The following is an 18753-nucleotide window of genomic DNA, read 5'->3' as shown; positions in this document are numbered from 1 at the left end:
TCGTTGCTTTCTGTGTGTGTTCGTTGCGTGTTTTGCTTCTCCTTCTCCCCCCCCCCCCCCCCCCCCCCCCCCCCCCCCCGACCCCGGTGACCCAGGGTGGCCCTGCTGTCGTGCTGGGTGATGTGGGCGGGAAGGGTTCCGGGCACACCCGGTGGCGAGCCCGCTCTTAGGTGCCTACTGCGTGACCTGCGGCGTTTCTTTGCCTGATGTCAGGTGAAGTACATGAAGGCCCCTTCCTGTACTGGGCGCGTCAGGGTTTCGTGACCTCGGCACCGATCGCTCGTGCGCGAAGCACCCGTGGGAGCCGAGCACTTCGTGACGAACATCGGCAGGCGCGAACGCGTGAACGTCCACAGTGGAAAGCGGTAATTGCGTTGTCCGGTTCGTCCGGCCCGTGCATGCTCAGGGGCGACGAAACGTTTTCCACGAAGGGAAAGGTCATGTACACGGCGGTCGAAGGCTCGCGGGTTCCGATCCGGATGTGGGCCGACCCCACGTCGGTCGAGGACCAAGCCATGCGGCAGCTGCACAACGTCGCCAACCTGCCGTGGGTGCACGGCGTCGCGGTCATGCCCGACGTCCACTACGGCAAGGGCGCGACCGTCGGCAGCGTGATCGCGATGCGTGACGCGGTGTCCCCGGCCGCCGTCGGCGTGGACATCGGCTGCGGGATGAGCGCGGTACGGACCTCGCTCACCGCCGTCGATCTGCCCGACGACCTGCTGAAGCTCCGCCGCCGGATCGAATCGGCCGTCCCGGTCGGCTTCGGCCTGCACAAGACGCCGGTGAACCCGGCGAAGGTGCACGGTGTCGGTGGCTGGGACGCGTTCTGGAAATCCTTCGGCGACCTGCATCCCGGCGTCCAGGACCTGCACGACCGCGCGTCGCGTCAGATCGGGAGCCTCGGTGGCGGCAACCACTTCATCGAGGTCTGCCTCGAACAGGGCGGCGAGGACGAAGGCCGCGTGTGGCTGATGCTGCACTCGGGTTCGCGCAACATCGGCAAGGAACTCGCGGAACGGCACATGGCCGTCGCGCGGAAGCTGCCGCACAACGCGGACCTGCCGGATCCGGACCTCGCGGTGTTCGTCGCGGGCACGCCGGAGATGCGGGCGTACCGGCGGGACCTGTTCTGGGCGCAGGACTACGCGGCGCGTAACCGCGCCACCATGGTCGCGCTCGTGAAGCAGGCGCTGAAGGACGTCGTCCCGCAGACGACGTTCGACGACGCGATCTCGTGCCATCACAATTACGTGGCGGAAGAGACCTACGACGGCGTCGATCTGCTGGTGACCCGCAAGGGCGCGATCCGCGCGGGTTCGGGTGACCTCGGGATCATCCCGGGCAGCATGGGCACCGGTTCGTACATCGTGCGCGGTCTCGGTAACGCGTCGTCCTTCCAGTCCGCGTCGCACGGCGCGGGCCGCCGGATGTCGCGGAACAAGGCCAAGAAGCTGTTCACCGCCGAAGACCTCGCCGCGCAGACCGCCGGCGTGGAATGCCGCAAGGACTCCGGCGTGGTGGACGAGATCCCGGCCGCGTACAAGGACATCGAAACGGTGATCAAGGCGCAGACGGATCTCGTCGAGGTGGTCGCGCACCTGAAGCAGGTCGTCTGCGTCAAGGGGTGAAGCGGGGTGGTGTGCCGGGGGAACCCGACATACCACCCACGTTTCTCGCTACTGTGGTCCTCATGAAGAGGTTGGGAATCACGGCGCTCCTGGCGGCCGCCGGACTCGCGCTGGCGGGCTGCAGCGAGGTCACGAACGCGGTCGATCAGACGAACAAGGCCGCGACGAAGGTCGGCGCGTGCACCGAGGCGCTCAGCCTCGTCGACCTCAACCCGGACCCGGCGACCATCAAGGAGCGGGCCGCGGACAAGGAAAAGCGCCTGCGTGAGCTGGCGAACAGCGTCGGCGAGCAGAACGTGGCCGGCGCGCTCACCGGTATGGCCGACTCGTACCTGCAGGTCCAGAAGGACAACATCCAGGACGCGGGCAAGGTCGCGGACTGGACCAAGCGCAACCTCGACCGGGTCGACGCCCTCCGCAAGGTCTGCGCCTGACACCCTCTCGCGTTTCGTCCTCTGAACGCGGTCGTTGCGCGCGCAACGACCGCATTCAGAGGACGAAACGCATCAGGAGGAAGTGAGCGCGGGCGCCCGGGCGGGGGTGCGGGACCGACGCCAGAACAGGCCGACCGAAGCGATCGCCAGCGCGCCCAGCGCCGAAGCCGCGAATCCCCAGCCGGGGCTGGAATGGTCGATCACGAACCCGATGATCGGGCTCCCGACCGCCAGCCCGATCCGGCTGGCCGCGTCCAGCAGGCCCATCGCCTCGCCGCGTACCCGCGGCGGTGCCGCCGCGCTGACCGTCTCCGTGCTCGCCGCGAGCGTCGGCGCGCACAGCACGTTGCTCGGGAACAGCACGATCGCCAGCAGCCACCACGGCTCGGCGATCAGCCCGACCGGCAGGGTGAGCACCGCGAGCAACAGCATCAGCGTGCCCTGCGAAAGCGACCGCCGGACCGCGCCGTGGATCGCGCCGCCGAGCACGGACGCGACGCACATCAGCGTGATCAACAACCCGGACCAGGCGATGTCGCCGCTCGCGCGCAGCGTCGCCAAGGCGGCGAGTTCCATGCCGACCAGGCAGAACAGCGCGCCGGCGGCGATGAACATCGCCATCACGAGCCGGCCGGTGAGCCAGCTCCGCACGGTCGGCCGCTCGCCGGTGAACACCTCGGCGTCGGCTTCGGCGCGGATCGGCGGGTTCTGCCGGTAGATCAGCGTCGCCGAGAGCGCGAAGCAAACTCCGATACCGGTGAGCGCGTAGACCGCGGGCAGTTGCGTGATCGCCATGATCCCGGCCGACGGCCCGATCATGAACGACGCCTCCACCAGGATCGTGTCCAGCGAGTAGGCCGCCCGCCGTTGCTCGAGCGGCACTAGTGCGGTGAGCACCAGTCGCGCCAGCGTTCCGGCGGGCACCGACAGCACGCCCGCGGGGAGCGCGACCACCAGCAGCACCTGATACGGCAGATGCGGCGCGCCGATCCAGAACGTCGTCGAGGCCAGCCCGCAGATCGCGACCACCGGCCGCAGCCCGTAGCGGTCGACGTACCGGCCGACGAGTGGTGCCCCGATCGCGCTGCCGAGCGTGGTGGCGGCACCGACCAATCCGGCCGCGCCGTAGCCGCGGCCGAGGTCGTTGACCACGTACAGCGTCATCGTCACGCCCATGGCCGTCATCGGGAGCCGCGCCAGGAACATCAACAGCATCGAGCTGGGAACCCCGGGCACGGCTAACACACGACGGTACGGAGCGAGGGCCATACGCCCGATGAGAACGTAACTTAGTACGCGCGTGCAACTTTATTTCGCGGTGCCGGTCACCCGACCCGCAGTGTTTCTTGACTGATTCCAGATTAGGCGAGAAGGTGGAGGGAGCTGACCGCCCCACCACGAACCAGGAGGCACTGCGTGACCTTGCCGACCACGAACAACGTGGGCATCCCCGTCGCGAGCGACAACGACTCGCTGACGGTGGGAGCCAACGGCCCGATCCTGCTCCAGGACCACTACCTGATCGAGAAGAACGCCCAGTTCAACCGGGAGCGCGTGCCGGAACGCGTCGTGCACGCCAAGGGCGGCGGCGCACACGGGTTCCTGGAGGTCACCGAAGACGTCAGCCAGTTCACCAAGGCCGCCCTGTTCCAGCCCGGCGTGCGCACCGAGAGCCTGGCCCGCTTCTCGTCGGTCGCCGGCGAGAACGGCTCGCCCGACACGTGGCGCGACCCGCGCGGCTTCGCGGTGAAGTTCTACACCTCCGAAGGCAACTACGACCTCGTCGGCAACAACACCCCGGTGTTCTTCATCCGCGACCCGATCAAGTTCCCCGACTTCATCCACTCGCAGAAGCGCCGCGCCGACAACCACCTGCGCGACCACGACATCCAGTGGGACTTCTGGACGCTGCGCCCCGAGTCGGCGCACCAGGTCACCTGGCTGATGGGCGACCGCGGCATCCCGTCGAACTGGCGCGAGATGGACGGCTTCGGCTCGCACACCTACCTGTGGGAGAACGCGGGCGGCGAGAAGTTCTGGGTCAAGTACCACTTCAAGACCGACCAGGGCATCGGCTACCTGGCGCAGGCCGACGCCGACCGCATCGCCGGCGAGGACTCGGACTACTACATCCGCGACCTGTTCAAGAACATCAAGCAGGGCAACCACCCCAGCTGGACGCTGTACGTCCAGGTGATGCCGTACGCCGAAGCGGCGGACTACCGCTTCAACCCGTTCGACCTGACCAAGGTGTGGCCGAAGGGCGACTATCCGCTGATCAAGGTCGGCCGCTGGGTGCTCGACCGCAATCCGGCGAACTACTTCGCGGAGATCGAGCAGGCCGCGTTCGAGCCGTCGAACCTGGTGCCGGGCATCGGTCCGTCGCCGGACAAGATGCTGCAGGGCCGCCTGTTCGCGTACCCGGACGCCCACCGCTACCGGATCGGCGCGAACTACACGCAACTGCCGGTCAACACGCCGAAGTCGCCGGTCAACAGCTACTCGCGTGACGGCGCGATGCGCTACCGCAACCCGGGCGACCCGGTGTACGCGCCGAACTCCTACGGCGGCCCGCACGCGAACGCGGCGATCGCTTCCGAGACCGCGTCGGGCTACGGCGTCGAGGACGAGGTCATCCGGTCGGCGTACAAGCTCCACGCCGAGGACGACGACTTCGGCCAGCCGGGCACGCTCGTCCGCGAGGTGATGGACGACGAGCAGCGTGCGCGGCTCGCGAACAACATCATCGGACACGCCTCGAACGACGTCTCGCGTCCGGTGCTCGAGCGGGTCTTCGAGTACTGGCGGAACGTCGACAAGGACCTCGGCGACAAGGTCGCGGAAGCCTTCCGCGAGTAAAGGACCTTTCCTCCAGAGAGGCTGCTCCCACCACAGAACGCCCCCGGTGCGCGCGTCGGGGGCGTTCCCATGTCCCGACTCGCAGTGCGACACGACTGTCCAACAGAGTGATGAAGCCGAACGACCACCGGTTACGCCGCTGTGGGTGAACGGATCGCATTACCGTGTCGATCGGTCACAGGTGGTCATAGAATGGTCGAAAAGGGGGATCTTCAGGGGGAGGCGCCGGATCTCGAGGTTAATCATTTGCGGGGTTATCACCCGGAAATGAATCCGGCACGTAAGGGTTGGAAAATTGTCCTGAACGGTGATCGGGTGGTGTCCGGCCGATACGGCGGGTATCGATTTATCTTGTCAGGTCTGGAGGGGTCTCCGCCGAGTCCGGCAGGCCGCCGGCCGACCCGGCGGCCAAGGCCCGTCAGCTGCCGCCGCTGCCGGTCGAACGCCCCAGAGGAGACCGGGAGTCGTCAGGTTCCGCCGTGCAGGGCGGCGGGCCGCACTATGGGGGCCGGAGCCCGAGTGGGGACATTTCTCCTCACTCGGGCCCGGACTTTCACTTCGGCGCGAGGCCCAGTCGCAGGGCGCCCGCCGCTTCGGCCGTCGCCTCACGGAACCGCCGTCCGACGCCGAGGAAGTTGATGTACCCGTGGATCAGGTCCGGCTGGCGGCTGAGCGCCACCGGGACCCCGGCCTTCCGCAATTTCTCCGCGTACGCCTCGCCCTCGTCACGCAGTGGGTCGAAACCGGCCGTCGCGATATACGCGGGCGGCAATCCGGAAACGTCGCCGTGCAGCGGCGACAGTTTCGGGTTGTACAGATCGGTGCCCTTCGGTACGTAATGTCCTTCGAACCAGGTCATATCCGAATCGGTGAGGAACAGGTCCTCCGCGAACAATTCCCGGGAGCGGCGGCGCACGGTGAAATCGGTCGCCGGATAGAACAGCAGCTGGAACGCCGGGATCCCGCCGCCGCGTTTCACCGCCTGCTGCGCCGTCACCGCCGCGAGGTTTCCGCCCGCGCTGTCACCGCCGACGGCGATGCGGGCCGGGTCGGCGCCCAGGTCACGTGCCTTCGCGAAGGCGTACTCGAACGCGGCGATCGCGTCTTCGGTGGCGCCGGGGAACCGCGTCTCCGGCGCGAGCCGGTATCCCACCGAAAGCACCCGCACGCCCGCCTGCTTCGCCAGGTAGCGGACGGTGTTGTCGTGGGAGGCGCGGCTGCCGACCACCCAGCCGCCGCCGTGGAAGAACACCAGCAGCCCGGACGGATCCGGCAGCCCGGCCGGCGTGTAGAGCGTCGCGGGCACGTCGCCGTCACCCGTGGGGATGAGCAGTTCCCGGGCGGCGACCGGCTCGATCGTCTGTCCGCTCACCAGATGCCTGCTCGCCAGGAGCATGCTGCGCGACTCTTCGACGCTTCCCCGCACCAGTGACGCCTTCGCCAGCTTCTGCAGGCGCAGCAGAAGCTGGGCGTCCAACGCGAGTTCCTGGCCGTCGAGGCGGAGCGGCGGTCCGGCGATGGCCCTTCTGACCGGCTTCGGGAGCCAGAACGCCAGCTGCGAAAACGCGGCCTCGGCACGGATCTGGAGCGGTATCGCCATACTTCCTCCTGGGGGCTTCCGGTCAGGTTACTTTCGAGTAGGTATGCCGTCCAGCGGGAACCGGAGCCGTTGCGGCGAACGGGTGTGACGCAGGACTCCGGTCCAGATCCTGGTTCTCCACTTAAGTAGAGGGGTTAGCCTCGGAAGCGTGACTTCGACGAACGCGGTTCATGTCCTCGGTATCGGCGGCTCCCTGCGGGAGGGTTCGCAATCCGAGCGCGCGCTGCGCATCGCGCTGGGCAGCGCGGCCGAAGCGGGAGTCACCACCGAACTGATCTCCGGGCCCGAGCTGGTGCTGCCGTTCTACGACACCGCGTTGGACGAACGACACGAAGGGGCCGTGCGCCTGGTCGAGGCGATCCGCCGCGCCGACGGGATCATCGTCGTCTCGCCCGGCTACCACGGCGCGTTGTCCGGCCTGGTCAAGAACGCCCTGGACTACGTCGAGGACCTGCGCGACGACGCCCGCCCATACCTCGACGGCCGTGCGGTCGGCCTCGCCGCCGTCGCGTTCGGCTGGCAGGCAGCGGTAACCACGCTGGAGCAGCTGCGCACGATCACGCACGCGCTGCGCGGCTGGGCCACCCCTTTGGGTGGTTCGATCAATACCGCGGAGACCAAGTTCGACGAGGCGGGCGGCGCCTCGGACGAGAAGAGCGTCCGCACCCTTCGCTTGATCGGAACCCAGGTCGCCGAGTTCGCGCTGAGTCGCGCCGGTCACTAGCCGGTTTTCCTCCGTCATCGTCCGGGTAGTTCCCGGACGTGATGCCTGCCATGGGATGGCAAGGTTTCGCGGTTGCGGGACGTTGACCCCGAAGAGACGCTCAACGGGGCGTGTCTTGAGACCAGGAGGTAGGCGAAGAATGGCTGAGGCTCTGTACACCGCTGTGGCCACCGCTCGCGGCGACGGCCGCAACGGTGAGGTCACGTCCTCTGACGGCGTCATCGACGAGTCGTTGGCGATCCCGAAGGAGATGGGCGGACCGGGCGGGGACAAGACCAACCCCGAGCAGCTCTTCGCCGCCGGCTATTCCGCCTGTTTCCACTCCGCGTTGCAGCTCGTCGCGCGCCAGGCGAAGGTGACGCTGGACGGCTCCACCGTGACCGCCGAGGTCAGCGTGCTCAAGCAGGACGTGGGCTTCGGCCTCGGCGTGGCGCTCAAGGTTTCGCTGCCAGGTCTGGAGCAGGCGCAGGCCGATCAGCTTCTCGAGCAGGCACATCAGGTGTGCCCCTACTCGAACGCGACCCGCGGAAACATCGAGGTCGCGCTGTCCGCGACGGTCTGATCCCGTTCGCGGCAGGTCCATTCCCGAACCGGCTAGTTTCTGAAAGGAAGACCCGAATATGGGCAAGTCTCCGATCAAGAGTCCGCTGAGCGAAGCCGACAAGGAGATCACCGGTAACGCCTTGCAGGCCACCCTGGTCGATCTGGTGGATCTGTCGCTGATCGCGAAGCAGGCCCACTGGAACGTCGTCGGCGCCAATTTCCGCAGCGCGCACCTGCAGCTTGACGAGCTGGTCGCCACCGCGCGCCAGTACGTCGACGAGGTCGCCGAGCGCGCCAACGCCATCGGCGTCTCGCCGAACGGCCAGGCGAAGGCCGTCGTGGAGAGCTCCGGTCTGCCGGCCTACCCCGACAACTGGCAGTCCGTCGAGTCCACGGTCGCCGCGATCGTCGACATCCTCACCGCGCTGATCGAGCGGTTGCGCAAGCGCATCGACGAGACCGACAAGAGCGACCTGGTCACCCAGGACCTGCTCATCGCGATCACCCAGGAGCTCGAAAAGGCGCACTGGATGTGGCAGGCGCAGCAGGCCTGACCCGCTCTCTCACACCCTCACCGAGCGCCGTGAAAGGTCCTTTCCTCGTGAATTTCGCGAGGAAAGGACCTTTCCTCGCATGTCCGGGTCAGCGAGCTGGGAGCCGCTGGTGCGCAACGGTTTCACGCACGACCTCCGCCGCCTGCCGAGCACGGCCCGCGTTCCATCACTGAGCCGGGTGCCCTGCGTCACGCCGGATTTCCCCTTGCTCTACCGGCGCGTAACGTCGGGGGCTATGGGAGTCGCCGGAGACGAACGTCGTGCGTTGAGCGAGCTTTTCGAAGAGGTCGGCCCGGACGCGCCGACCCTGTGCGCGGGGTGGAAGACGCGGGATCTCGCGGCGCATCTGCTGGTCCGCGAGCGGCGGCCCGACGCGGCGCCCGGCATCCTGGTCCCGGCCCTGGCGTCGTACACGCGGCGGGTGCAGGACTCCTACGCCGCGCGACCCTGGTCCGAGGTCGTCGGCAAGGTCCGGTCCGGCCCCGCCTGGTTCTGGCCGACGTCGATCGGCGCGCTCGACGAAGTGGTGAACGGCCCGGAATTCCTGGTGCACCACGAGGACGTCCGCCGAGGTCAGCCAGGCTGGAAGCCCCGTCCGGCCAAGCCCGCGCGGGACGCGGCGGCGTGGAAGTCGGCGAAGCAGGCTTCGAAGCTGAACCTGAGGAAATCACCGGTCGGCGTCCTACTGAAGACCCCCGAAGGCCGCGAAGCGCGTGTGAAGGAAGGCCCGGACACGGTGACCGTGATCGGTGCGCCGATCGAGCTGCTGCTGTTCGTCTTCGGCCGCGACGCCGTCCGCCTCACCTTCGAGGGTGACGCCTACGCGGTGGACAGGCTCCGGAAGCACGACCGCGGCCTTTAGAGTTCCGGCCATGCCGATGATCAGCGTTTCGATGTTCCCGGCCGCACGGCCGAGCAGAAGCAGGCCCTCGTACGCGAGGTGACCGATGCCTTCGTCCGCACCTGCGGCGGCAAGCCCGAAGGCGTCTGGGTGACGATCAACGAGATTCCCGCCGAACACTGGGCGGCAGGCGGGACTCTCTTCTCCGAGCGCTGACCCCGCCGGGGATGTCAGGAAAGGGTCGTTCAAGACATCTTTTGTCCTGAACGACCCTTTCCTGACACTTCAGCGAAGCCCGACGGCCCGCAACGCGAAGAACACCTCGATCGCGGTCTGTTTGATCGTCTCGGCGATCACCAGCGACCCGTGACCCGCGTCGAACCGGTAGAACTCGAACGGGATCTCCCGTTTCGCGAGCCTGTCGAGGTAGTTCTCGACCTGCCGGATCGGGCAGCGCGGATCGTTGTCCCCGGCGAGCACCAGCACCGGCGCCGTCACGGCCTCGACGTAGGTGATCGGCGAGCATTCCCGGTACACCGCCGGCACCGTCTCCGGCGAACCACCGAACAGTGCCCTGTCGAAGGAGCGGAGCTGCTCCATCTCGTCCTCGTACGCGGCGACGTAGTCCGCGACGGGAACCCCGGCGATCCCGGCCGCCCAGCGCGCCGGCTGGGTGCCCAGTGCCAGCAGGCTCAGGTAACCACCCCACGAAGCGCCGTTCACCACGCATTTGGCCGGATCCGCGAGTCCACTTTGGACCGCCCAGTCGTGCACGGCGGCGACGTCTTCGAGCTCGGTCAAACCGGGACGTCCTTCGATGGCGTCACGCCAAGCCGAGCCGTAGCCGGTCGAGCCGCGGTAATTGACTTCGACGACGGCGAATCCCGCGTCGAGCCAGACGGCGCGGTACGCGGAAAACCGGTCCTCGTCGGCCGAATGCGGCCCGCCGTGCAGGGAGAAGACCGTCGGAAGCGGACCTTCGGGCGCGTCGGCCGGACGTGAGACCAGCGCGTGGATCTGCCCGCCGATCCCTTCGACGAACGCGTCGGTGACCGGGGCGGATTCCGGAGCCCGCTCGCCCGGCGGTTCGAGGAGCACCGAGTCCGCGCCGTCCGCCGTCCGCGCGCGCACCGCCGTCGGCCGCGCGGCACTGGACCACGAGTACTCGACGGTGCCGTCCGGCCGCACGCCGGCGCCGCCGATCCTGCCCGGCGGTGTGTCCAAAAAGGACAATTCGTCGCCGGCGAGGTCGTACCGGTGAAGGGAACTGCGGCCCTGGTGAAAGTGGACGACCAGCAGCGCCCGCGCGTCCGGATACCAGCCCGCGACCACTTCGCCGGGCAGGTCGAGCTCGATCTCCCGCTCGGTGTCCGCGGCGGTGTCCCAGATCAGGAGTTCTTCGCGGCCGCGCCGCTCGTGCAGCACGAGCAACCGCTGATCGCCCGCGACCGGCGAGAACTCGAGCGCGCCGAGACCCTTGCCTTCGCCGTCCCACTTGTCGGCGACCGTGGTGAAGCCGTCGGTCGACAGGACGCGCAGGGCGGGGTGTCGTGAATCACCGTGCTCGGAGTGGGAGATCGCGAGCAGCGACTCGTCTCGGGACAGCGAGGCGATCCCCGCGTCGTCCTCGTGCTTGTAGAAGCCGGTGGTCTTGCCGTCGATATGGGCGAAGAGTTCGCTGCCGTCGTCGGTCGAGACGCCGACGGCGACCACCTTGGTGCCGATCTCGAGCCCGGCGGGATAGCCGTCGTGGACGTCCGGCACCGCGCGCTCGGCGGCGGCCCCCGGCGCGAACGGTTCGCGGACCCAGGAACCGAATTCGTCGCCGTCGGTGTCGTCGAACCACCAGATCCAGTGGCCGTCGGGGGACGGCGTGGCGTGCATGGTGCCGCTTGCCCGGTCGGTGACGCGGCGGTGCTCGCCGGTCGACCGGTCCCAGGAATAGACCTCCCAAACGCCGCTGGCGTTGGAGACGTAGATGTTCGCGTCGGGGGCGTCGACGGCCCACTCGGGGACCGAAATGCGCGGCGCGCGGAAGCGGGCCCGCCACCTGGTCTCGGCTTCGGCGTCGTCGAACAGGCGGTCCGGGACCGCCGCGGACGGATATTCAGTGCCTGGCTGCGTGCTCACCCCTCGATCCTGCCACTCCGGAGCCGTACTGTGTGCGGGGTGCTGGAGGGAAACGCGCCGCGCGCCGCGGTGTCCGCGCGGTCCGCGCGCCAAGCGGTCGATCGGGCCGTGTTCGCGCAACCGCTGTTCGGGCCGGGGATGGGGTGCGTCGACGTCGGTTGCGGGCCCGGATCGATCACCCTCGGTATCGAAAACGGGCACAGAAAGTCCACAGTGGACTTTCTGCTGGGGGACGCGTGCGCGTTGCCGTTCGCCGATGCTTCGGTGGATGTGGCCTTCGCGCATGCCGTCTTCGAGCAGCTGCGAGAGCCGGGTGCCGCGCTGGCGGAGATCCGGCGTGTCCTCAAACCCGGCGGAGCACTCGCACTGTCCACATCGGACTGGAGTCGTGCGCGGCTGCGGCCGAAGACGGCGAACGTCGATGCCGCCCTCCGCGGGCACTATCTGTTGTGCCGCCGCGCCGGCGGTGACCCGTTCGCCGGACGCTCGTTGCCCGCCGCGGTCACGGCCGCCGGTTTCACCGACGTGCGAATGAAAACCCGTTACCGCACGGACACGACATATCGGGCGCTGGCGACGTACGTGGAGCAGCGTCTGGTGACGGCGCTGGAAACCGCGACGACCCCGGACCGCGACCAACTCGCTTCGGCCGCCCGCTCGGCCTGGTCCTGGGCGCGCTCCGGCGATGGGGATTTCGCGCAATGCTGGACCGAACTCCTCGCCATCCGCTGAGGCCTTTTTTGCGGCCTCGCTCTCTGGTGTCCCCAATGCCGCATTGGGGACACTCAGCGTCTCGAATGAGGCATTGGGAACCCTTGGCTCGGCGGCCTTCGGTTGTCCACACCCACCCACCGTTGTGGACAACCAACCCCGCCACTCCCTCTTTCACCCAATCCCGACACCCCTTGCCGATACGCTGGATCCGGGGTCGCCCCCCCGGGAGTGGCGGGGGCTGCCCGGAGGGTTTTTCGCAGCGGCGGGGTAGGCCAAGAGCGCGGGGGTAGGCCAAGACAGTCGAACCCTGCAACGCAAGAAGGCCTGTTCACGTGTTAGGTGAACAGGCCTTCTTGATCCAACGTCGGGGTGGCGGGATTCGAACCCACGACCTCCTCGACCCGAACGAGGCACGCTACCAAGCTGCGCCACACCCCGGATACTTCTTAGCGGGTCGAGGAGAAGTTTAGCGGACGGTGTTTCGGGCTCTACGGGGGGCTGCTTTCCGGTGGTTCGCGCTGGTGGTGCCCCGTGGGACGAGGGTCAGCAGGCTCGCCTCGGGCGGGCACGCGAAGCGGGCGGGGGCGTACGGCGAGGTGCCCATTCCGGCGGAAACGTGGAGCCACATCTGGGCGCCCCAGCGGGACGCGCCGCGGGCGCGGGTGCGGTCGAGTTCGCAGTTGGTGACGAGCGCGCCGTAGCCCGGGATCCGCAGCTGTCCGCCGTGCGTGTGCCCGGCGAGGACGAGGTCGTAACCGTCGCCCGCGAACTCGTCGAGTACGCGGGGCTCCGGCGAGTGCGTGACGCCGATGCGGACGGCCGCCGCGGTGTCCACCGGGCCGGCGATGTCGGCGTAGCGGTCGCGGCGGAGGTGGGCGTCGTCGACGCCGGCGGTGAACACGTATTGGTCGGCGACCTCGATGGTGCGGCGGACGTGGGTCAGGTCGTGCCAGCCGTGTTCGACGAAGGCCGCGCGGAGGTCGCGCCACGGCAGGTGCTCGCCGTGGATCCGCTTCTTCTTGCCCTTCGGCATGACGTAGCGCGCGGGATTCTTCGGTTTCGGCGCGTAGTAGTCGTTGCTGCCGAAGATGAACACACCGGGCCGGTCGAGCAGGGGGCCGAGTGCGCGCAGAACGGACGGCACGGCTTGCCGATGTGACAGGTTGTCACCGGTGTTCACGACGAGGTCCGGTTCGAGGTCGTCGAGCGCCGCTACCCAGCGTTGCTTGCTCACGTGGCCCGGAAGCATGTGCAGGTCCGAGATGTGAAGGATCGTGAAGGGCTTCGCCCCTGCCGCGAGGACCGGGAGCTCCGCGGTGCGAAGCGTCCACCGGCGCCTTTCGATACCGACCGCGTAACCGAGGGTCGCGGCTCCCAGGGCGACGGTTCCCACGGCCAAGCGCCGTACCGTCGTCCCCGAAGTGCTTTTGTTACTGAGCGTACTCACAATGTCCAGTTTACGTGCTCATGGGTGGTGATCGTTCGCCCCCATTCCGGCGATGCCGGGAAATCGCTGGAATGGCCTCTTTTCTTCACTTTCCGTGGTCGGCATGGGGTCTGGCGATGCGTCGACATGATCCCGTCGGCCGTTGTTCCCCGTTAAGCCGCCAGCTGCTCACTTAAAGTTAGATTCGTATAACTCATCGTGATTTGCCCTGGTGAACGCGGTCAGCGTCCGCCACCCAGGTACTTCGGGTCCGGCTGCGGCAGCGGCAGCGGTTCCTGGCCTTCGAGGATCTTCGACATCGCCCCGAACCAGGTCTGCGCCGGCGTCTTCCCGCCGAACATGTTCTCGCAGCCGCGAGCGGTCACGTTACCCGGGCCGAGGTAGCAGAGGCCACCGCTGCCACCCTTCGGGCGGAACACCATCGCCGCGCCCGCGAGCTGCGGAGTGGCCCCGAGGTAGGTCCCCGCCCCGTTGTTCTGCGAGGTCCCGGTCTTGCCCATCACCGGCCGGTTCCACTTGACGCCGCTCGCGGCGCCGAACGACGTGCCGCCGGGCTGACTGTCCCGGCTCAGACCGACCGCGAGGGTGTTGGCGAGGCCTTCGGGCACCACCTGCTCGCAGGCGGCTTCCTTGACGGGCACCGGCTTTCCGTCCCGGTCGGTGACGCCGGCCAGCGGGGTCGGCGGGCACCAGACGCCGCCGCTCATGATCGTGGCGCCGACGTTCGCCAGTTCGAGGCCGCTGAGCGGGCTCACGCCGAGGGTGAACGCACCCGTTCCCGCCCAGCCGGGCTTCGGGCCGTAGGCGTGCAGCTGGCTGGTGTTGACACCGCTGTTGTCGGAGTTCGGGTCGACGGTACCCCCGCCGAGGTTGCTGGCCATCGTGTCGCGCATGCCGAGCTTGCGCGCCATTTCCACGACCGGTCCGGTGTTCCCGATCTTCTCCTCGAGGATCACGAAGGCGGTGTTCGGCGAGGTCGCCAGCGCCTGCTGCAGCGACATGCCCCCGGCCGCGGCGTTGTAGTCGGTCGCGTTGCCGAGGCAGTACCAGCGTGAACGCAGCGGCGGCCCGGTCGGGGCGCAGCGGTTGCCGCCGCCGGCGAACACGTGCGAGGTGTAGAAGTCGGGCACCGGCAGGGGGCTGTTGATCCCGGCCACGCCGGCTTCCAGCGCGGCGGCGGCGGTGAAGACCTTGTACGACGAGCCGGCGCCGGCGGTGTTGTAGACACCGGATGGCAACGCGAAGGTCGTCTGCCCTTGGTCTTCGTGAAGCCCGTAGTCACGGTTCGCCGCCAGCGCCACGACTTCGTGCCGTTGCTTGCCCGGTTTCACCAGCGAAAGCGTGTTCGCGACGTTTTCCTGCGTCTTCTTGACCTGAGCTTCGGCCGACATCTTGGCTTCGTGGTTCGCCCGTTCGTCCAAAGTTGTCTTGATCCGGTAGCCGCCGGTGTAGAGGTCGTCCTTCGTCATTCCGGCCTCGAGGAGATAGTCCTCGACGTACTGGCAGAAGAAACCGTTCTCCGGACCGGCGCCGGTGCAGTTCGGCGCCGGTTTCTGCGGGCCGCCTTCGACGACGCCGAGTGGCTCGGCCTTGAACCGTTCCGCGTCCGCCTTCGCGAGCTTCTGGTTGTCGACCATGCGGTCCAGCACCAGGTTGCGGCGTTCGGTCGCCCTCGCCGGGTTCTTCCACGGGTCATTGAAGCTCGGGTTGTTCACCAGACCGGCCAGCAACGCCGCCTGCGGCACCGTGAGCTTCTCGACGGGCGTGTTGAAGTACGCGTTCGCGGCCGCGCCGACGCCGTAGATCTCGCGCGAGAATTCGACGACGTTCAGGTAGCCGGTCAGGATCTGCATCTTGTTCAGCTTGGTTTCCAGCTGGATCGCGATGCGGGCTTCCTTCAGCTTCCGGGCGATCGACTGTTCCTGTGCTCGCTTCTGTCCCGGCTTGTCGTCCCGGTAGACGACGTTGATCAGGTAGTTCTTGACGTACTGCTGCGTCAGCGTCGACGCGCCTTGGGTGTCCCCGCCGGTGGTGTTGCTGACCGCGGCGCGCAGCGTGCCCTTCCAGTCCACCCCGTTGTGCTCGTAGAAGCGCTTGTCCTCGACCGAGATCAGCGCCCACTTCATGGCGTCGTTGATCTGGGTCTCGGTCGTCGGGATGCGGAACTGCTTGTACAGCGTCGCGATCTGCTTGCCGGTGTTGTCGGTGATCGTCGTCACCAGTGGCGGCGGAATGTCCGCGAGGTCCGAAGATGTCTTGTCGACGGTCTCGCTCGCCTGGTTCGACAGCACCCCCGCGGCACCCGCCACCGGGAACAACATCCCCGCGACCAGCACCCCCGCGAGCACACAAAGGCCAAGGAGCTTCAGCAGACCGTCCGTTTTGCGCACGCGGACCAGGGTACGCGGAGCCCGTTAGCCCACCGTGACGTCACCTGGCTGCGGGTCGCATTTGATTACGAAATCGACCCCATGAGGTGACGGCTGGTAACGGGAGGCATTCTAGGGCTTGGCGGGGGGAACCGAGGGCCCCTACAGTCCGTCAACGTCTCACGTATGAAAAAGCCGACAGACGGGTGAGTGCGAGCGGCAGTCGCATTCGACCGAACGGAGGCACCGGCACCGGGGAGGTGTCGGCTCAACCGACGTGAGCACACAGGGAGACACGCTCATGGGGGCAGGAGCGCAGGCTTTTCGTCCCCCCGTGGTGTGTCGAACACCAGGGTAGGGAGCTGGGGGTATGGAAACCAACCAGTCGAGCTGGCGAGTCAATGCGTCGTGCCGCGACACCGATCCGGATGGCTTGTTCGTCCGGGGGGCGGAACAGAACCGGGCCAAGGCGGTCTGCCTCGGTTGCCCGGTCAGGACGGAATGCCTCGCCGAAGCGCTCGATGGCCGGATCAACTTCGGCATCTGGGGAGGTATGACCGAACGGGAACGGCGGGCGCTGCTGAGGCGGCGGCCGGACGTGACCAGCTGGGCGGACCTGCTTGAAGCGGCGAAGCGCAGTTTCACCGGGATCGACGAAGAGGAAGACGTACGCGTCCGAGTCTCGTGATCATGATTCCGTGAAGGACCTCTTCCCTGAGTCCAAGGTAGGGAAGGGGTCCTTCACGGAAACTCAGGACTGGGTGGCGAGGCGAACGCCGATGTCGCGCAGGCCTTCGAGATCGTGCACGTCACTGGGGAGCGCGGGCACCCGCACCAGCGGGACCTCGGGATGCGCCCACGTGAACCTGGCGAGCAGCCGCTTCTCTCGATCGGCCAGCGCGACCCGGTCCGCGTGCAGGCGAAGGACGGCTTCGGCCAGCGGTGCGCCGGCCTCGCCCTTCGCCAGCTGCTCGGCGGCCGCGATGGCCTCCGCGCCGGACAACGGGGCCAGCACCGGATGCGTCCGGTTCGCGACCAGTCCGGCCAGCGGCATGCTCTCTTCCGAAAGCCGCTCCACGAAGTAGGACGCCTCGCGCAGCGCGTCCGGCTCCGGCGCGGCCACCACGAGGAACGACGTCCCGCCGGACCGCAGCAGCTCGGAGGTCTTGCGCGCGCGTTCGCGGAAGCCGCCGAACATGCTGTCGAAGGCCTGCATGAACGCCGAAGCGTCGGTCAGCAGTTGGCCGCCGATGATTGTCGAGACGGCCTTCGCGAACATCGAGAACCCGGCGTTGACGACCTTGCGCAGACCCCAGCCGCCGGCCTTCGCGGGCCCGGTGAGCAGCCGGATCATCCGGCCGTCGAGCGCGCTGGAAAGCCGTGTCGGCGCGTCGAGGAAGTCCAGCGCGGACCGGCTCGGCGGCGTGTCGACGATGATCAGATCCCATTCGTCGGTGGCCGCGAGCTGCCCCAGCTTCTCCATCGCCATGTACTCCTGCGTGCCGGAGAACGACGTGGAAATGGTCTGGTAGAAGGGGTTCTGCAGCAGCTGCTCGGCGCGTTCCGGGCCGGCGTGCACGCGCACCATGTCGTCGAAGGTGCGGCGCATGTCGAGCATCATCGCCCAGAGTTCGCCCTTGGGCTCGAAGCCCTCGACCTGCACCTGTTTCGGGTGATTGCCCAGTTCGCGCAGGCCGAGCGCCTGCGCCAGCCGCCGGGCCGGGTCGATGGTGAGCACCACCGTCTGCCGCCCGCGTTCGGCCGCGCGCAACGCCAGCGCCGCCGCGGTGGTCGTCTTGCCGACCCCGCCGGATCCGCAGCACACGATGACCCGGCTCGCCGGATCGTCGATGAGCTTGTCGACCTCCAGGACGTCCGACATCAGCGCACCCCCTGCTCGGTCAGCGCTTCGGCGAGCTCGTAGAGCGCCGCGACGTCGACCCCGTCGGTCAGGTCCGGCAGTTCCAGGCCCGGCAGATCGGCTTCGGCCAGTTGCTCGCGAGCGCGCTGTTCGGCCGCGACCCGCACGGCGTGCTCGACGGTCTCCTCGACCAGCGCGTCGAGGGTGCTGTCGGGCAGGTTCAGCCCGGCGGACGCGAGCCCGGCGCGGACGCGGGAGGCGTCGACACGGCCGTCCGCGGCGGCGGTCACCGAGCGGGCGGGCAGCCGCGGCGGGCGGACCCGGTTGACCAGCACCGCGCCGGGGCGCAGATCCGCGCCGTCGAGTTCGGCGACCGCTTCGACGGTCTCCCGCACCGGCATCTCTTCCAGCAGCGTCACCAGGTGGACGGCGGTCTCGCCGGAGTGCAGCAGCCGGACGACGCCGTCGGCCTGGCCGCGGATCGGGCCGGTCTTGGCGAGGTCGGTCAGCGCCTTGGTGACGTCGAGGAACTTCACGACCCGGCCGGTGGGCGGCGAGTCGACGACGACGGCGTCGTAGGTGTGGCGGCCGTCCGATTCGGTCCGGCCGACGCATTCCTTGATCTTCCCGGTGAGCAGGACGTCACGCAGACCCGGCGCGAGCGTGGTCGCGAACTCGATCGCGCCCATCCGCCGCAGGGTCCGCCCCGCGAAGCCGAGGTTGTAGAACATCTCGAAGTACTCGAGTAGCGCGGCCTCGACGTCGATGTGCAGGGCACGCAGCTCACCGCCACCGGGGACGGCCGCGATGCGCTGCTCGGCGTACGGCAGCGGCTCGTTGTCGAAGAGCTGGGCGATGCCCTGGCGGCCTTCGACCTCGATCAGCAGGACGCGGCGCCCGCCCTTGGCGAGGGCGAGGCCCAGCGAGGCGGCGAGCGTGGTCTTGCCCGTCCCGCCCTTACCGGTGACGAAATGCAGCCTGGCTCTCGCGAGTTCGTCGGTCCAGCCGGCAAGGGATGTGCTCACCGGTCCCACCCTAATTGAGCT

17 protein-coding genes and 1 tRNA gene are annotated in these 18753 nt (G+C 68.1%); 10 read left to right on the top strand and 8 right to left on the bottom strand.

Features of this window, described 5'->3' with window-relative positions:
- Positions 1-440: 440 nt before the first annotated feature.
- Positions 441-1631: an RtcB family protein gene (locus ACZ6DT_RS00785; RefSeq protein ID WP_465586695.1), complete on the top strand. Its 1191-nt coding sequence runs from the start codon at positions 441-443 to the stop codon at positions 1629-1631.
- 62 nt (positions 1632-1693) lie between these two features.
- A complete protein-coding gene (locus tag ACZ6DT_RS00780; protein WP_465586692.1) occupies positions 1694-2065 on the top strand; it encodes a hypothetical protein in 372 nt (123 codons plus the stop codon).
- A 72-nt stretch (positions 2066-2137) separates the two neighbouring features.
- On the opposite strand, the gene ACZ6DT_RS00775 is transcribed toward ACZ6DT_RS00780, so the two are convergent.
- A complete protein-coding gene (locus ACZ6DT_RS00775; protein WP_465586689.1) occupies positions 2138-3280 on the bottom strand; it encodes an MFS transporter in 1143 nt (380 codons plus the stop codon).
- 201 nt (positions 3281-3481) lie between these two features.
- Here ACZ6DT_RS00775 and ACZ6DT_RS00770 point away from each other — a divergent pair, with 201 nt between their 5' ends.
- On the top strand, positions 3482-4924 hold the full coding sequence (locus tag ACZ6DT_RS00770; RefSeq protein ID WP_465586687.1) for a catalase: 1443 nt from the start codon (positions 3482-3484) through the stop codon (positions 4922-4924).
- Between the two features lie 553 nt (positions 4925-5477).
- Here the strand turns inward: ACZ6DT_RS00770 and ACZ6DT_RS00765 are convergent.
- Positions 5478-6524: an alpha/beta hydrolase gene (locus ACZ6DT_RS00765; protein WP_465586684.1), complete on the bottom strand. Its 1047-nt coding sequence runs from the start codon at positions 6522-6524 to the stop codon at positions 5478-5480.
- Between the two features lie 148 nt (positions 6525-6672).
- Between ACZ6DT_RS00765 and ACZ6DT_RS00760 the strand changes: the two genes are divergently transcribed.
- The 5 genes from ACZ6DT_RS00760 (at position 6673) to ACZ6DT_RS00740 (ending at position 9402) form a co-directional block, all read left to right on the top strand.
- Positions 6673-7248: an NADPH-dependent FMN reductase gene (locus tag ACZ6DT_RS00760; protein WP_465586682.1), complete on the top strand. Its 576-nt coding sequence runs from the start codon at positions 6673-6675 to the stop codon at positions 7246-7248.
- Positions 7249-7387: 139 nt separating this feature from the next.
- The gene (locus tag ACZ6DT_RS00755) at positions 7388-7810 is read left to right on the top strand and encodes an organic hydroperoxide resistance protein (protein WP_465586679.1); all 423 of its coding nucleotides are present in this window, start codon (positions 7388-7390) and stop codon (positions 7808-7810) included.
- 58 nt (positions 7811-7868) lie between these two features.
- Positions 7869-8345, top strand: a complete 477-nt coding sequence (locus ACZ6DT_RS00750) for a Dps family protein (RefSeq protein ID WP_465586677.1) — start codon at positions 7869-7871, stop codon at positions 8343-8345.
- 235 nt (positions 8346-8580) lie between these two features.
- Positions 8581-9207: a TIGR03085 family metal-binding protein gene (locus ACZ6DT_RS00745; protein WP_465588745.1), complete on the top strand. Its 627-nt coding sequence runs from the start codon at positions 8581-8583 to the stop codon at positions 9205-9207.
- Positions 9208-9285: 78 nt separating this feature from the next.
- The gene (locus tag ACZ6DT_RS00740) at positions 9286-9402 is read left to right on the top strand and encodes a tautomerase family protein (RefSeq protein WP_465586674.1); all 117 of its coding nucleotides are present in this window, start codon (positions 9286-9288) and stop codon (positions 9400-9402) included.
- Positions 9403-9471: 69 nt separating this feature from the next.
- Here the strand turns inward: ACZ6DT_RS00740 and ACZ6DT_RS00735 are convergent, their stop codons facing one another.
- The gene (locus ACZ6DT_RS00735) at positions 9472-11316 is read right to left on the bottom strand and encodes a S9 family peptidase (protein WP_465586672.1); all 1845 of its coding nucleotides are present in this window, start codon (positions 11314-11316) and stop codon (positions 9472-9474) included.
- Positions 11317-11355: 39 nt separating this feature from the next.
- Between ACZ6DT_RS00735 and ACZ6DT_RS00730 the strand changes: the two genes are divergently transcribed.
- On the top strand, positions 11356-12048 hold the full coding sequence (locus ACZ6DT_RS00730) for a methyltransferase domain-containing protein (protein ID WP_465586670.1): 693 nt from the start codon (positions 11356-11358) through the stop codon (positions 12046-12048).
- A 346-nt stretch (positions 12049-12394) separates the two neighbouring features.
- On the opposite strand, the gene ACZ6DT_RS00725 is transcribed toward ACZ6DT_RS00730, so the two are convergent.
- The 3 genes from ACZ6DT_RS00725 to ACZ6DT_RS00715 form a co-directional block, all read right to left on the bottom strand.
- A tRNA-Pro gene (locus tag ACZ6DT_RS00725) sits at positions 12395-12468 on the bottom strand.
- A gap of 28 nt (positions 12469-12496) precedes the next feature.
- Positions 12497-13423: a metallophosphoesterase gene (locus ACZ6DT_RS00720; protein WP_465588742.1), complete on the bottom strand. Its 927-nt coding sequence runs from the start codon at positions 13421-13423 to the stop codon at positions 12497-12499.
- A gap of 275 nt (positions 13424-13698) precedes the next feature.
- On the bottom strand, positions 13699-15867 hold the full coding sequence (locus ACZ6DT_RS00715) for a transglycosylase domain-containing protein (protein ID WP_465586667.1): 2169 nt from the start codon (positions 15865-15867) through the stop codon (positions 13699-13701).
- A 349-nt stretch (positions 15868-16216) separates the two neighbouring features.
- On the opposite strand from ACZ6DT_RS00715, the gene ACZ6DT_RS00710 reads away from it, so the two are divergent.
- Complete coding sequence (locus ACZ6DT_RS00710; protein WP_020632155.1) at positions 16217-16534, top strand: WhiB family transcriptional regulator; 318 nt, start codon at positions 16217-16219, stop codon at positions 16532-16534.
- A gap of 63 nt (positions 16535-16597) precedes the next feature.
- Here ACZ6DT_RS00710 and bagB read toward each other — a convergent pair whose 3' ends face one another.
- Complete coding sequence (gene bagB / locus ACZ6DT_RS00705) at positions 16598-17728, bottom strand: ATPase BagB (protein ID WP_465586663.1); 1131 nt, start codon at positions 17726-17728, stop codon at positions 16598-16600.
- On the bottom strand, positions 17728-18732 hold the full coding sequence (gene bagA / locus ACZ6DT_RS00700; protein ID WP_465586661.1) for an ATPase BagA: 1005 nt from the start codon (positions 18730-18732) through the stop codon (positions 17728-17730). Before bagA ends, bagB begins: the two co-directional genes overlap by 1 nt.
- Positions 18733-18753 lie beyond the last annotated feature (21 nt).

The organism is Amycolatopsis sp. NPDC041971 (assembly GCF_055588925.1).
This window is presented reverse-complemented; position numbering and strand designations above follow the sequence as displayed.